The following is a 15,336-nucleotide window of genomic DNA, read 5'->3' on the forward strand; positions in this document are numbered from 1 at the left end:
CTAGGAAGGCAGCACACATGGCGACAGAAGAGCAGCTCGTCGAATACCTCAAGCGCGTGACGACCGAGCTCCACGACAGCAAGAAGCGGCTGCAGGCGGCCGAGGACAAGGACCACGAGCCCATCGCCATCATCGGCATCGGCTGCCGCTACCCCGGCGACATCGCGAGCCCCGAGGACCTGTGGCGGGTCGTGTCCGGCCGTACCGACGCCATCTCCGGGATGCCGGACGACCGCGGCTGGGACCTGGAGTCGATGTACAACCCCGATCCCGACGCGGTCGGCACCTCGTACGTCCGGGACGGCGGCTTCATGCGGGACGCCACCGCCTTCGACGCCGCGTTCTTCGGCGTCTCCCCGCGCGAGGCCGTGGCCATGGACCCGCAGCAGCGGCTGCTGCTCGAAACCTCGTGGGAGGCGATCGAGCGGGCCGGCATCGACCCGGCCGCGCTGCGCGGCAGCCGGACCGGCGTGTTCGTGGGCGCCAACAGCCCCGAATTCCTCACGATGATGATGCAGGCGCCGCCGGAGCTGCAGGGCTACCTGATGACCGGCGTCGCCACGAGCGTGGTGTCGGGCCGCGTCTCGTACACGCTGGGCCTGGAAGGACCGGCCGTCACGATCGACACGGCCTGCTCCTCGTCCCTGGTGGCGCTGCACCTGGCGGTGCGGGCGCTGCGCAACGGGGACTGCTCGCTGGCGCTGGCGGGGGCCGTGACCGTCCTGTCCACGCCCGGCACCTTCATCGGCTTCAGCCGGGTACGCGGGCTGGCCAGGGACGGCCGCTCCAAGGCGTTCTCCGCCGAGGCGGACGGTATGGGGCTCGCCGAGGGAGTTGGCATCCTGCTGGTCGAGCGGCTGTCGGACGCCCGCCGCAACGGCCACCCGGTGCTGGCGGTCGTCCGCGGCTCGGCGGTCAACCAGGACGGCGCCAGCAACGGCCTGACGGCGCCGAACGGCCCCTCCCAGCAGCGGGTGATCCGCCAGGCGCTCGCCGACGCCAGACTCGCGCCGGTCCAGATCGACGCGGTCGAGGCGCACGGCACGGGGACCCCGCTGGGTGATCCGATCGAGGCCCAGGCGCTGATCGCGACCTATGGCCAGGAGCGGGACCAGCCGCTGTGGCTGGGGTCGATCAAGTCGAACATCGGTCACGCGCAGGCGGCCGCCGGCGCGGCGGGCGTCATCAAGATGGTGATGGCCATGCGCAACGGCGTCCTGCCCGCGACGCTGCACGCCGAGGAGCGCTCGCCGCACATCGACTGGTCGGCGGGCGCGGTGGAGCTGCTGACCGAAGCCCGCCCCTGGCCCGCCGGCGGCGAGCCGCGCCGGGCCGGCGTGTCGTCGTTCGGCATGAGCGGCACGAACGCGCACGTCGTGCTGGAGGAGGCTCCAGCCGAGACCCCGGCGGAGTCCAGCGAGGAGCTGCCCGTCGTGCCGTGGACGCTCTCGGCCAGGACGGGCGAGGCGCTGCAGCGGCAGGCCGGACGGCTGGCCTCGTGGGCCCGGTCGCATCCCGAGCAGGGCGCGGTGGACGTCGGCTGGTCGCTGCTCGGCCGCTCGGCGTTCGACCACCGCGCGGTGGTGATCGGCTCCGACCGGGAGGAGCTGCTGGCCGGTCTGGACGAAGGCGCGGTGCGGGGCGTGGCCGGGCCGCGTGGCAAGACGGTGTTCGTTTTCCCTGGTCAGGGGTCGCAGTGGCTCGGTATGGGGGTGGAGCTGCTGGATGATTCGCCGGTGTTCGCGGCGCGGATGGCGGAGTGTGAGGCGGCGCTGTCGGAGTTCGTGGACTGGTCCCTCACGGATGTGTTGCGCGGTGGGGAGGGTCTGGACCGGGTCGATGTGGTGCAGCCGGTGTTGTGGGCGGTGATGGTGTCGCTGGCCGAGGTGTGGCGCTCGCTCGGGGTGACGCCCGCCGCGGTGGTGGGTCATTCCCAGGGTGAGATCGCCGCCGCGGTGGTGGCGGGCGCGCTGTCGCTTCAGGACGGCGCGCGGGTGGTCGCGTTGAGGAGCCAAGCGATCGTTGCGCTGGCGGGCCGGGGCGGTATGGCGTCGATCCCGCTGCCGGCTTCGGAGGTTGTGGCGGGCGACCGGATCTCTATCGCGGCGGTGAACGGGCCGTCTTCGACGGTGGTGTCGGGTGATGCGGATGCCATTGAGGAATTGATTGCCGACTATGAGGCCCGTGGAGTGCGGGCGCGGCGGATCGAGGTGGATTACGCCTCGCATTCGGCGCATGTCGAGGCGATCGAGGAGGAGCTGGCGAGGTTGCTGGCTCCGGTGGCGCCACGCGCAGGCGAGGTGCCGTGGTATTCGACGGTTCGGCAGTGCTGGTTGACCGGGGCCGAGGTGGATGCCGCGTACTGGTACGAGAATCTGCGGCGGACGGTGTGGCTGGAGCCGTCGGTGCGGGTGCTGGCCGAGCAGGGGCATGGGGTGTTCGTTGAGGTCAGTGCCCATCCGGTGTTGACGATGGCGGTGCAGGAGACGGTCGAGGACGTGGTGGCGTGTGGCACGCTGCGTCGTGACGACGGCGGCCTGCGCAGGTTGTGGAGCGGCGCCGCCGAGCTGTGGGTGCGCGGAGTGGAGATCGACTGGGCCGGTGTGTACGAGCCCGCCCGGCCGCACCGGGTCGAACTGCCCACCTACGCCTTCGAGCGCGAGCCGTACTGGCCGAAGACCGTCCAGTCCAACGGCGACCTCACCCAGGTGGGCCTGGGCCCCGCCGGGCACCCGCTGCTGGCGGCGGCGGTGTCGCTCGCGGACGGCGAGGGCGTGCTGCTGACCGGCAGGCTCTCCTTGAAGACCCACCCGTGGCTGGCCGATCACCAGGTCAACGGCCAGGTGCTGCTGCCCGGCACCGCGTTCGTGGAGCTGGCCGTCAGGGCCGGTGACGAGGCCGGCTGCGACCTGCTCGAAGAGCTGACCCTGCAGGCCCCGCTGATCCTGCCCGAGCGCGGCGGAGTCCAGGTGCAGGTGGCCGTGGGGGCGCCCGACGAGGACGGCCGGCGCGCGCTGACCATCCACGCCCGGCTCGACGACGAGCCCTGGACCAGGCACGCCACCGGCTTCCTCGCCAAGGACACCGGCGCCGCGGCGTTCGGCGAGCCGTCGTGGCCGCCCGCGGGCGCGACCGCCGTCGGCGCCGACGACGTCTACGAGCTGCTCGCGGGCATCGGCGTCGGCTACGGCGCGGCCTTCCGCGGCCTGCGGGCCGTCTGGCGGCGCGACCGGGAGCTGTTCGCCGAGGTGGCGCTGCCGGAAGGGACCGAGACCGGCGGATTCGGGCTGCACCCGGCGCTGCTCGACGCGGCCATCCAGCCACTCGCGGTGGGCGACTTCTTCCCCGCCCAGGACGGCGCCGGGCCCGTCCTGCCCTTCGCCTGGACCGGCGTGCGGCTGGCCGCCACCGGCGCGGCCACCTTACGGGTCCGGCTGGCGCCCGCGGGAGCGAACGCGGTCCGCATCGAGGTGGCCGACGCCACCGGCGCGCCCGTCGCCTCCGTGGACTCGCTGGTCGTGCGCGCGATGGCCGCAGCCGACCTCAAGGCCGCCGCGGACCCGCTGCGGGACGCGCTGTTCGCCCTCGACTGGGTGCCCGCGCAGCCCGCCCCCGCACGGGACGGCATCCGTTACGCGATCGCCGGCGGCGACGCCACCCGGCTCGGCATGCCGGTGGACCTCCTCGACCCGGACGGCCCCGTGCCGGACCTGGCGATCCTGGTCTGCACCCCGTACGCGGGCGACGACCCGGCCGCCGGGGCCCGCGCCGCGACCGGCGAGGTGCTGGCCGCCGCCCAGTCCTGGCTGGAGCAGGAACGGTACGCAGACGTGCCCCTGGTCGTCCTCACCCAGGGAGCAACCGGCGACGACCTGCCGAGCGCCGCCGTATGGGGGCTGATCCGCTCGGCCCAGTCGGAGAACCCCGGCCGGTTCGTCCTCCTCGACGTCGACGGCACCGACGAGTCCTGGCAGGCGGTCCCCGCCGCCCTCGCCTCGGGCGAACCCCAGATCGCGCTGGTCGAAGGCGAGGCCCTGGTCCCGCGGCTGGCCCGGCACCGCGCCGCGGAGCCCGTGGATGCCACCTGGGCACCCGACGGGACCGTGCTGATCACCGGCGGCACCGGGACCCTGGGCGGGATCGTCGCCCGTCACCTGGTGACCGAGCACGGGGTCCGGCGGCTGGTACTGATCAGCCGGCGCGGCCCCAACGCCGACGGCGCGGCCGACCTGATGTCCGAGCTGACCGGGCTGGGCGCGGACGTGACCGTCACCGCCTGCGACGCCGCCGACCGGCAGGCGCTGGCGGACGTGCTGGCCGCCATCCCGGACGAGCACCCGCTCACCGGCGTCGTCCACACGGCCGGCGCGCTGGATGACGGCGTCCTGGCCGCGCTGACGCCCGAGCGGATCGACAACGTGCTGCGGGCCAAGGCCGACGCCGTGCTGAACCTGCACGAGCTGACCAAGGACCTGCCGCTGACCGCGTTCGTGCTGTTCTCGTCGGCGGCCGGCGTCTTCGGCGGCCCCGGCCAGGGCAACTACGCCGCCGCCAACGCGTTCGTGGACGCCCTCGCGCAGTGGCGCGGGCGGCTCGGCCTGCCCGCCCTGTCCCTGGCCTGGGGCCTGTGGGAGCAGGACAGCGGCCTGACCGGCACCCTCAGCGAGGCGGACCGGGCGCGGCTGGCCCGCACCGGGGTCGCGCCGCTGTCCACCGCCGACGGGCTCGCGCTGCTGGACGCGGCCTGCGCCGGGGACCGGGCGGCGCTGGTGCCGATCCGGCTGGAGTTCGCCGCGCTGCGGATGGCGGCCCAGTTCGGGGCGCTGCCCACGATCCTGCAGGAGCTCGTCCCCACCTCCAAGCGGCGGGTGGTGGGCAACGACCCGGCCGCCGCGTCGGAGCTTCGCGAGCGCCTGGCCCGCATGCCCGCGGCCGAGCACGCCAGGGTGCTGCTCGACCTGGTGCTCGGCCAGGTGGCGACCGTGCTCGGCTATCGCGACGCCGGCGCCGTGGAGCAGGACCGCCCGTTCAACGAGGCCGGGTTCGACTCGCTGACCGCCGTCGAGTTCCGCAACAGGATGAACGCGGCCACCGGGCTGCGGCTGCCCGCCACGCTGATCTTCGACTACCCGACGCCCGTCCAGCTGGTCCAGTACCTGCGGGACCGCCTGCTCGACGGGCCCCAGACGGCCGCGTCCACCACGACCCGGGCCGGTGAGGAGGAGCCGATCGTCATCGTCGGCATGAGCTGCCGGCTCCCCGGGGGCGTCACCAACCCCGACGAGCTGTGGAACCTGGTGGCCGAGGGCGGCGACGCGATGTCGATGTTCCCTTCCGACCGCAACTGGAACCTGGACGAGCTCTACCACCCCGACCCCGAGCACCCCGGCACCACGTACGCCCGCGAGGGCGGCTTCGTCTACGACGCCACCGCGTTCGACCCGGCGTTCTTCAGCATCTCGCCCAGGGAGGCCGTGGCCATGGACCCCCAGCAGCGCCTGCTGCTGGAGAGCTCGTGGGAGGCGCTGGAGCACGCCGGCATCGATCCGGCGGCGCTGCGCGGCAGCAAGACCGGCGTGTACGTCGGCCTGATGTACCACGACTACGGGATGCACCTGCAGCAACCGGCGAGCGACCTCGAGGGCCTGGTCGGCACCGGCATCTCGGCCGGCGTCGCCTCCGGGCGGGTGTCGTACACCTTCGGCTTCGAGGGCCCGTCGGTCACCCTCGACACGGCCTGCTCCTCCTCGCTGGTGGCGCTGCACATGGCGATCCAGGCGCTGCGGCGCGGCGAGTGCTCGCTCGCCCTGGCCGGCGGCGTCACCGTGCTGTCCACCCCCTCGGTGTTCGTCGACTTCAGCCGCCAGCGCGGACTGGCCTCCAACGGCCGCTGCAAGTCGTTCGCCGCGGCCGCCGACGGCACCGGCTGGGCGGAAGGCGTGGGCATGCTGCTCGTCGAGCGGCTCTCCGACGCGCGCCGCAACGGCCACCCCATCCTGGCCGTCGTGCGCGGCAGCGCGATCAACCAGGACGGCGCCAGCTACGGGCTCACCGCGCCCAACGGCCCCTCCCAGCAGCGGCTCATCGAGCAGACGCTGGCCGACGCGGGGCTGCGCGCCGCGGACGTCGACGCCGTCGAGGGCCACGGCACCGGCACCACCCTCGGCGACCCGATCGAGGCGCAGGCCATCGTCGCCACCTACGGCCAGGACCGGCCGCAGGACCGGCCGCTCTACCTGGGCTCGGTGAAGTCGAACCTCGGCCACACCCAGGCCGCGGCAGGAGTGGCGGGCGTCATCAAGATGGTGATGGCCATGCGGCACGGCGTGCTGCCGAAGACCCTGCACGTGGACGAGCCGACGACGCACGTGGCGTGGGACGCGGGCGCCGTCAGGCTGCTCACCGAGGCCACCCCGTGGCCGGAGACCGGCAGGCCGCGCCGCGCGGGCGTCTCGTCCTTCGGCATCAGCGGCACCAACGCGCACGTCATCGTGGAGCAGGTCCAGGAGAAGCCCGCCGCGCCGCCGGCGGAGACCGGGCGGCCGGTGATCCCCTGGGTGCTGTCGGCCAAGACGCCGGACGCCCTGAAGGCCCAGGCCCGCCGGCTGCGCGAGCACCTGGCGGCCCGGCCCGGCCGGCCGGTCGCGGACCTCGCCTGGTCGCTGGCCACCACGCGGTCCTCGTTCAAGCGGCGGCTGGTCGTCCTGGGCGCCACCCATGGCGACCTCGCCGCCGGGCTGGAGTCCGCGATCGAGGGGACCGCGGCGGACAACGTGATCCTCGGATCGGCGGCCCGCGGCCGGACGGCGTACCTCTTCACCGGCCAGGGCAGCCAGCGCCCGGCCATGGGGGAGGAGCTGTACGCGGCCTACCCCGAGTACGCCGAGGCCTTCGACGCGGTCTGCGCCAGGTTCGACCGGCACCTCGACCGGCCGCTGCGCGAGGTCATCGCCGGCGACCCCGACCTGCTCAAGCAGACGCGGTACACGCAGGCGGCGCTGTTCGCCGTCGAGGTCGCCCTGTTCCGGGTCCTGGAGGCGTGGGGCGTGCGGCCCGACTACCTGGCCGGCCACTCGATCGGCGAGATCGCCGCCGCGCACGTCGCCGGCGTGCTGTCGCTGGACGACGCGGTCACGCTCGTCGCCGCCAGGGGCAGGCTGATGCAGGAGCTGCCGCCCGGTGGCGCGATGGTCTCGGTGCGCGGCGCCACGGAGGAGGAGGTGCTGCTGCTGCTCGCCGCGTACGAGGGGCGCGTCGGCATCGCCTCGCTCAACGGACCGGCGTCCCTGGTCCTGTCCGGCGACGAGGCGAGCGTGCTGGAGCTGGCCGAACGGCTGGCCCGGCGCGGCTGCAAGACCAAGCGGCTGACCGTCAGCCACGCGTTCCACTCGCCGCTGATGGAGCCCGCGCTGGAGGAGTTCGTGAGCGTGGCGCGGGGGCTGGCCTTCCAGCCGCCGACCATCCCCGTCGTCTCCAACGTCACCGGCGAGCTCGCCACCGCCGACGAGCTGACCTCTCCCGAGTACTGGGCCCGCCACCTGCGCCAGGCCGTGCGCTTCTGCGACGGCGTGCGGACACTGCGGGACCAGGGCGTGTCCACGTTCCTGGAGCTCGGCCCGGACGCCGTGCTGTCGGCCATGGTCGAGGACTGCCTGGACGGCTGGAGCGGCGTCGCCGCGCCGGTGCTGCGCCGGGACCGGGCCGAGGCCACCACGCTGGTCGAGGCCCTGGCCCGGGCGCACGCGAACGGGGTCGGCGTCGACTGGAGCACGGTGATCGGTACGGGCTCCCCCGTACCGCTGCCGACCTACCCCTTCCAGCGGCAGCGCTACTGGCCGGACGCGCCCCGGCACGAGGAGGCCGCGGGGCCCGACCAGGGGCTGTGGGACGCCGTCGCCCGAGGCGACCGCGACGGCCTGCTCGCGGTGCTCGGACTGCAGGGCGGGGCGACGCTCGACGAGCTGCTGCCCGCGCTGGCCAGACTGCGCGGCCAGGACGGCGCCGATTACGCGGACGTGCGCTACCAGCTCGGCTGGCGCCCTCTGACGGACCTGCCCGCACCCGCGCTCCGCGGCACCTGGCTGGTGGTCGCCCCGGACGAGACGCCGGCCCAGGCGCTGGCGGCCGGGCTCGCGGCGCACGGCGCGGACACCGTACGGCTCTCCGCGATGCCGGACTCCGACGGCGGCGTGGCCGGCGTCGTGTGCCTGCTGCCGGAAGGCGCGACCGCTCCGGCGCTCCCTGCGGGACCGGCGCCGGTCTGGTTCCTCACGCAGGGGGCGATCCAGGTGGCGCCGTCCGACCCGCTGGCCGGGCCGCAGGCCGCCCGTGACTGGGGCGACCTGCGGGCCGCGGCCGGCCAGGGGCGCGGCGGACTGATCGACCTGCCGTCCCGGCTGGACGAGCAGGTCATGCGCCGGCTGTGCGGGGTGCTGTCCGGGCTGACCGGCGAGAACGAGGTGGCGGTGCGCTCCGGCGGGGCCTTCGCCCGCAGGCTGCGCCCGGCACCGCCGCGCGGCGCCCCGACCGGCCGCGAATGGCGTCCCGGCGGCACGGTCCTGGTGGCCGGTCCGCTCGACGATACCGCCGCCGAGCTGGCCAGATGGGTCGCGCGCAACGGCGCGGACGAGGTCGTCCTGACCCAGCCGCACGCCGAGCTCGAAAGCGAGCCGGGCGTGGTCGTCCGGGCCGTCGGCGGGCGGCTGCCCGCCGGTCAGGTGACCGCCGTCGTCTGCACGACCGCCGAGGCGGCGTACGCGCTCGACAAGCCCGCCCGCGCCGCGGACGTGCCCGTCTTCCTCATGTTGGCCCCGGCGCACGCGGCCTGGGGCGAGGACGGCGCCGGCACGTACGAGTACTTCACCGCGCTCGCCGACGAGCGGCTCGCGTCCGGGCAGCCCGCGCTGGCCGTCGCGGCGGGGCTCAAGGAGCCCGCGGACGCCGTCTCCGCCGTCCGCCAGGCCCTGCGCCAGGGGGACAGGGCGCTCGTCGTCGCCGACCCGGACTGGGCCGCGCTCGCCGCGGCCGGGCACGCCCGGCTGCTGGGGGAGATCCCGCAGGCGGACCGGCAGGACGGGCCGGACGACGTCGTGGACGGCATCGCCGCCTTCCGCCGCCTGCTGTCCGACAGCCCGGCCGACGAGCACCACGGCATCATGCTCGACGTGGTACGCGGCCAGGCCGCCGCGATCCTGCAGCTGCCGCTGCCCGACGCGGTGGAGCGGGACGCGGAGTTCTTCGAGCTGGGCTTCTCCTCGATGGCCGCGGTGGAGCTGCGCAACCGGCTCGTCGAGCTGACCGGCATCGAGGTCGCGGCCGACGCGATCTACGACTACCCGACCCCCGCCGAGCTGGCCGAGCACCTGCTCGCGGAGGCCGTGAGCTGAGCTCGCGGACATCCCTCGTGACGGTCCACCTGAGGAAAGGACGCACCCGTGCTGGATGGATGCACCCCCTGGCCCGAGGAGTTCGCCGAGCGCTACCGCTCGGCCGGCCACTGGCGCGACGAGACGTTGGGCGAGATCCTGAGCGCGCGGGCGCGCTCCCACCCGGACAGGACCGCCCTCGTGGCGGGCGCCCACCGGTGGAGCTACGCCGAGCTGGACAGCCGGGCCGACCGCATGGCGGCGCGGCTGCGCGAGATCGGCATCGGCCCGGGCGACCGGGTCGTCGTGCAGCTCCCCAACGTCCCGGAGCTCGTCGCGCTGCTGTTCGCCCTGTTCAGGATCGGTGCCCTGCCGGTCATGGCGCTGCCGGCCCACCGCGGCAGCGAGATCACGTACTTCTGCGAGTTCACGGAGGCGGCCGCGTACGTCATACCGGACGTGCACGTCGGGTTCGACTACCGGGACCTGGCCGCCGACGTGGCCGCGCGGGTGCCCACGCTCAAGCACGTGCTCGTCGCGGGCGACCCGGGCGGCTTCACCAGGCTGGACTACGCGGACGCCGGGGCGGCCGGCCTGCCCCGGCCCGACCCCGCCGGCGTGGCGCTCTTCCTGCTGTCGGGCGGTACGACCGGCGTGCCCAAGCTCGTGCCCCGCGCGCACCAGGAATGGGCCTACAGCGGGCGCGCGGTCGCCGAGGCGTGCGACTACGGCGAGGGGACCGTCCACCTGGTGAGCCTGCCGCTGTGCCACAACTGGCCGCTGACCCACGGGCTGCTGGCCACCTTCCACGCGGCCGGCACGCTCGTGCTGGCGCCCGGCCCCAGCCCGGACGAGACCTTCCCGCTCATCGAGCGGGAAGGGGTGACCGAGACCGGCCTGATCCCCGGCGCGGCCCTGCTGTGGATGGAGGCCGCAGAGTGGGACGAGTACGACCTGTCCAGCCTGCGCCGCGTCACGATCGGCGGGTCGAAGCTGCAGAACGAGCTGGCCCGCCGGGTCGAACCCGCGCTCGGCTGCCGGCTCCAGCAGGCGTTCGGCATGGCCGAGGGACTGTGCGGGTTCCACCGATGGGACGACCCGGAGGACGTGGTGCTCGTGAGCCAGGGGCTGCCCGTCTCGCCGGACGACGAGGTCCGGGTCGTCGACGAGGACGACCGCGACGTCACGCCGGGCGAGGTGGGGCAGCTCCTGGCGCGCGGCCCGTACACGGTGCGCGGCTACTACCGGGCGCCCGAACACAACGCCAGGACGTTCACCGCCGACGGCTACTACCGGACCGGCGACCTCGTACGGCTGCTGCCGACCGGGCACGTCGTCTTCGAGGGCAGGGTCAAGGACCAGATCAACCGGGGCGCCGAGAAGATCGCGGCCGAGGAGGTGGAGAACCACCTGCTCGCGCACCCCGGCGTCAGGGAGGTCGCCCTGGTGGGCCTGCCCGACGAGGTGCTCGGCGAGCGGGCGTGCGCCTGCGTCGTGCCCCGCGGCACGCCGCCGACGCTCGGCGACCTGACCGCGTTCCTGCGCGAACGCGGGGTGGCGGCCTTCAAGTTCCCCGACCGCCTGGAGATCGTCCAGGAGCTCCCGGTCACCCCGCTCGGCAAGGTCAGCAAGAAGGCGCTCGCCGGGATGTTCAGCTAACCCACGCTCGCAGAGGACGTACCCGATGCACGTCGCAGACATCGACTTGCCCGGCTTCCTGGAAGTGCACGCCAAGGCCACCATCGAGGCGCGCAACAACGCCTGTCCGGCGCTGGCGACCTGGCGTCAGGAGATCCCGCCCGTGGACCCGGTCGGGCTGCTGAGGCCGCTGTTCGAGCGGTCCACCCGGACCTTCGTCTGGATGTCGCCGCACTCCAGCGTCATCGCGATGGGCAGCGCGACGGACTTCACGCACACCGGCCACGACAGGTTCGCCGGCATCCGGCGGGGCTGGGAGAGGGCGGCCAGGACCGCGGTCTCCGGCGGGCCGGGCCCGCGCGCCATGCCGTCGCTGGTGGGCGGGTTCGCCTTCGCGCCGCGCCCCGGGCCGCTGCCCGAGGCGCTGATGTGGGTGCCCAGGGTGCTGATCTCGCGAGATCCCGACGGCACGACCTCGCTCGCGCTCAGCGTCAGCGTCGATCCCCGGCCCACCACGACGGACGGGCCCGCGCGCACGGTCGCGGACGCCTTCGCCCTGATCTCCTCCGCCGGCATCCGCCCCTGCCCCAGCCCGCTGCTCCCGGGCACGACCACGATCGAGGTCCCCTCCGCGTCGGAGTGGAAGGCGCTGGTCGCGCACACCACCGAGCAGATCGCCCGCGGCAGGTTCGACAAGGCCGTGCTGGCCCGCCAGCTGCGGATCACCTCCCCGTGGGGGTACGACCTGGCCTCCGTGCTGGGGTCCCTGCGGGACACGCAGCCGGGGAGCACCGTCTTCGCCGTGGCCGCGTACGGGCACGCCTTCGTCGGCGCCACCCCGGAGCGGCTGGTCGGCCTGCGCGGCGGGCGGGCCGAGTCGATGAGCCTGGCGGCGTCCATGCCGCGCGGCGCGACGCCCGCCGAGGACGCGTGCCTGCGCGCCGCCCTGCTGCAGGACGACAAGAGCCGGCGCGAGCAGCGGATCGTCACCGCGACGTTGAGGCAGGCGTTCGACCAGGTGTGCCGGACGGTCACGGTGCCGGACGAGCCGCACGTGCTCGACCTGCCGAACCTGCGGCACCTGCACACCCGCATCGTCGGCGAGATCGCCGACCCGGAGACCGCCAGCGTCCTCGATCTGGTGGAGCGGCTGCACCCGACCCCCGCCGTCGGCGGTCATCCGCGCCGCGCCGCGCTCGAGTGGGTGCGCGACGCCGAGCCCTTCGACCGCGGCTGGTACGCGGGCCCCGTCGGGTGGATGAACGACGACCAGGAGGGCGAGTTCGCGGTGGCGATCCGCTCGGCACATGTCCAGGACGAGACCGCGACCCTGTACGCCGGATGCGGCATCGTCGCGGGCTCCGACCCGGAGGCCGAGCTGGAGGAGACCCGGCTCAAGTTCCGCCCCATGCTTAATGCGCTGGCGATTCCTTTGTCGGAAAGGGCACCATATAGACAGTCCCGATGAGAAGATCTTGGAAACGACCGGTCTCCGGAGGGGCTGGAAAATGATCGAAATAACCGGCTTGACAAAACGCTACGGCAATAAAACCGCGGTCGACGGATTGACGTTCAGTGTCCACCCCGGGCGGGTCACCGGATTTCTCGGCCCCAACGGAGCGGGCAAATCCACCACGATGAGAGCCATTCTCGGCCTCGACCGCCTCGACGCGGGAAGCGTGACGGTCAACGGCCGCGCCTACGCGGGCCTGCCCCGGCCGATGCGCGAGGTGGGCGCCCTGCTGGACGCCCGCGCCGTGCACCCCAGGCGCACGGCCCGCAACCACCTGCTCTGCATCGCCCAGACCAACGCCATCCCCGCGCGGCGGGTGGACGAGGTCCTGCGCCTGGTCGGGCTGGAGTCGGTGGCGGGCAAGCGCGCCGGCGGCTTCTCGCTGGGCATGGGGCAGCGGCTCGGCATCGCGGTGGCGCTGCTCGGTGACCCGAAGGTGCTGTTGTTCGACGAGCCCGTCAACGGCCTCGACCCCGAGGGCATCAAGTGGATCCGCGAGCTGATGCGGGGGCTGGCCGCGGAAGGCCGCACCGTGCTGGTCTCCAGCCACCTGATGAGCGAGATGGCGCAGACCGCCGACCATCTCGTCGTCATCGGCAAGGGGAAGCTGATCGCCGACATCGGCATCGCCGAGTTCGTCCGGCAGGGCTCCAACGTGCTGGTGCGGGCCGAGGAGCACGAGCTGCTCGTCCCGCTCCTGACCGAGGCCGGCGCCACCGTCCACCCGGGCACGGACGGCGCCCTCATCGTCACCGGGCTGGAGCCCAGGGAGATCGGCAAGGCGGCGCTGGCCGCCGGGGTGGTGCTGACGGAGCTGACGCCGCAGCGCTCCCTGGAGCAGGCCTACATGGATCTGACCCGTGACAGCATCGAGTTCCAGGCGAGTGTGGCATGAGCGTGGCCATCGCGGACACGATCCGCTCCGAGTGGACCAAGTTCCGCACGATACCGTCCAACATCCCCACGATCCTCACCGCCGTGGCGCTCATGGTCGGCCTGGGCGCGGCCACCGCCAACGGCGCGGCCGAGGGCTACCTGGCTGCCTCCGAGACCGGCAGGGCGGTGTTCGACCCCACCTACATCAGCATGTACGGCGGATTCCTGTTCGCCCAGATCACCGTGGGCGCGCTGGGCGTGCTGGTGGTGACCCACGAGTACGCCACCGGCCTGATCCGCACCAGCGTGACCGTGGTCCCGCGGCGCGGCCGGCTGCTGGCCGCCAAGGTGGCCACGTTCGGGCTGATCGCCCTGCTGATGGGCCTGGTGGCGGGCTTCGGCGCGTACTTCCTCGGGCAGCGGGTGATCGGGGCGGCCGGCGCGCCCACCGCCTCGCTCGACCAGCCGGGCGTGCTGCGCGCCGTCGTCGGCATGGGCCTGATCTGGGCGCTGGTCGGCCTGGTCGGCGTGGCGGTCGGCGGCCTGCTGCGGGCCACGATGAGCGCCACGACCGTGGTGGTGGCGATCAACTTCATCATCCCCGTCATCACGCCCAGGCTGCTGCCCGACGCGGTCGGCGCCTGGGTGACGACGTACTGGCCGATCTCGGCCGGCCTCCAGGTCACCACCACCGTGCAGCTGCCCGACCGCATGCTCCCGTGGGCGGGGTTCGGTGTGATGGCCGCCTTCACCGCGGTCCTGCTGCTCGCGGCGTTCGCGCTGTTCCGCTCGCGCGACACCTGAGACCTCCCACCGGCACCCGGCGCGCGTCATCGCGCGCCGGGAATTCGGCATGCCGTCAGGCCTACGAAGTGGGGCCTGACCGGCCTCTTTAATGGGCGCTAGGGGTTACCCGCCTAATCCCGGCTCGCGAATACTGATGACGCTTGACCGGGAAATCCTGGCGGGGAGGAGCGTTCAACAATGGCGTCGAGTTTCGCGAACGGCCAGTGCCGTTCCTTCCGCGGCGACGGGCGGCCGGACCTGTTGGTGCGCAACACGGAAACCGGCGAATTGTTCGTCCATCCGCACAGCGGCGAGTTCAACGGGACCGAGACCTACGGCGACCCGGTGAAGATCGGTGACGGCTTCGGCTGGTGGCGGTTCTTCTTCGTCCGCGCCGTCGACGCGACCGGCGACGGGCGCGCCGACATCTGCGCGTTCAGCGCCAGCGAATACGGCATCAACCCCGGCGAGAACGGCGAGCACGGCTTCTTCCTGCTGCGCAACCTGGGCGGCCCGGGCGAGATCGGCCCGTTCGCCGAGCCGGTCCGCGTGTCCAGCAAGCGCGACGACGGCCGGGAATGGGAGACGATCGGGTTCGCCGACGTGACCGGCACCGGCACCGACGACACGTTCGGCAAAGGCAAGGACGCCGGCAACGTGGACGTCTTCCCCCACCGCGACCAGGGGGTCGTGCGGAACGACACCTACGACAAGGACCCGGTGCGGCTCACCGAGGTCGGCGTCGACGACTTCCCCGTCGCCATGGCCGACTTCACCGGCAACGGCAACCTGGACCTGCTGGTCCGCCGCGCGAACGGCGACCTCGACCTGTACGAGTTCGCGGCCCCGCCCGGCTCCCCGGCCGCCGCGACCACCGAGGGCACCTGGTACACCGTCGCCCACGGCTGGCAGGACATGCGCCTGATGACGCTCACCGACATCGACCTGGACAGCCGGCCCGACCTGCTGGGCCTGCGCCCCGACGGAACGCTCGAGGCGTATCGGCACTCCGGGAAGTTCAGGCCCGAGGACCCGCTCGACCTCTTCCGCGAGCCGGTCACCGTCGGCACCGGATTCGGCAAGTACGACGTCATCAGCTGATGGCCCAAGAGCGTTTCCCTGCCCTCTGCTCGCTCCGTCGGAATCTGGATTGGTTCA

General features: G+C 73.5%; 6 protein-coding genes. All 6 read left to right on the forward strand.

The window, feature by feature from the left end; all coding sequences use genetic code 11:
* The first annotated feature begins 17 nt into the window (after window positions 1-17).
* The 6 genes from ACIBI9_RS42035 to ACIBI9_RS42060 all read left to right on the forward strand — a co-directional run bounded on the left by ACIBI9_RS42035 (window position 18) and on the right by ACIBI9_RS42060 (window position 15,279).
* Window positions 18-9,386: an SDR family NAD(P)-dependent oxidoreductase gene (locus ACIBI9_RS42035; protein WP_397231085.1), complete on the forward strand. Its 9,369-nt coding sequence runs from the start codon at window positions 18-20 to the stop codon at window positions 9,384-9,386.
* A 48-nt stretch (window positions 9,387-9,434) separates the two neighbouring features.
* Window positions 9,435-11,024 (forward strand): (2,3-dihydroxybenzoyl)adenylate synthase, encoded by a 1,590-nt coding sequence (locus tag ACIBI9_RS42040; protein WP_397231087.1) that lies wholly within the window; start codon window positions 9,435-9,437, stop codon window positions 11,022-11,024.
* A gap of 25 nt (window positions 11,025-11,049) precedes the next feature.
* On the forward strand, window positions 11,050-12,471 hold the full coding sequence (locus tag ACIBI9_RS42045) for an isochorismate synthase MenF (protein WP_397231089.1): 1,422 nt from the start codon (window positions 11,050-11,052) through the stop codon (window positions 12,469-12,471).
* Between the two features lie 40 nt (window positions 12,472-12,511).
* A complete protein-coding gene (locus ACIBI9_RS42050) occupies window positions 12,512-13,411 on the forward strand; it encodes an ABC transporter ATP-binding protein (protein WP_397231091.1) in 900 nt (299 codons plus the stop codon).
* Entirely contained in the window at window positions 13,408-14,196 is a 789-nt protein-coding gene (locus ACIBI9_RS42055) for an ABC transporter permease (protein WP_397231093.1), read from the forward strand. The genes ACIBI9_RS42050 and ACIBI9_RS42055 overlap by 4 nt, the downstream gene beginning before the upstream one ends.
* 180 nt (window positions 14,197-14,376) lie before the next feature.
* A complete protein-coding gene (locus ACIBI9_RS42060; RefSeq protein ID WP_397231095.1) occupies window positions 14,377-15,279 on the forward strand; it encodes an FG-GAP repeat domain-containing protein in 903 nt (300 codons plus the stop codon).
* The last annotated feature ends 57 nt before the right edge of the window (window positions 15,280-15,336 follow it).

The sequence above is a fragment of the Nonomuraea sp. NPDC050451 genome (genome assembly GCF_044458585.1).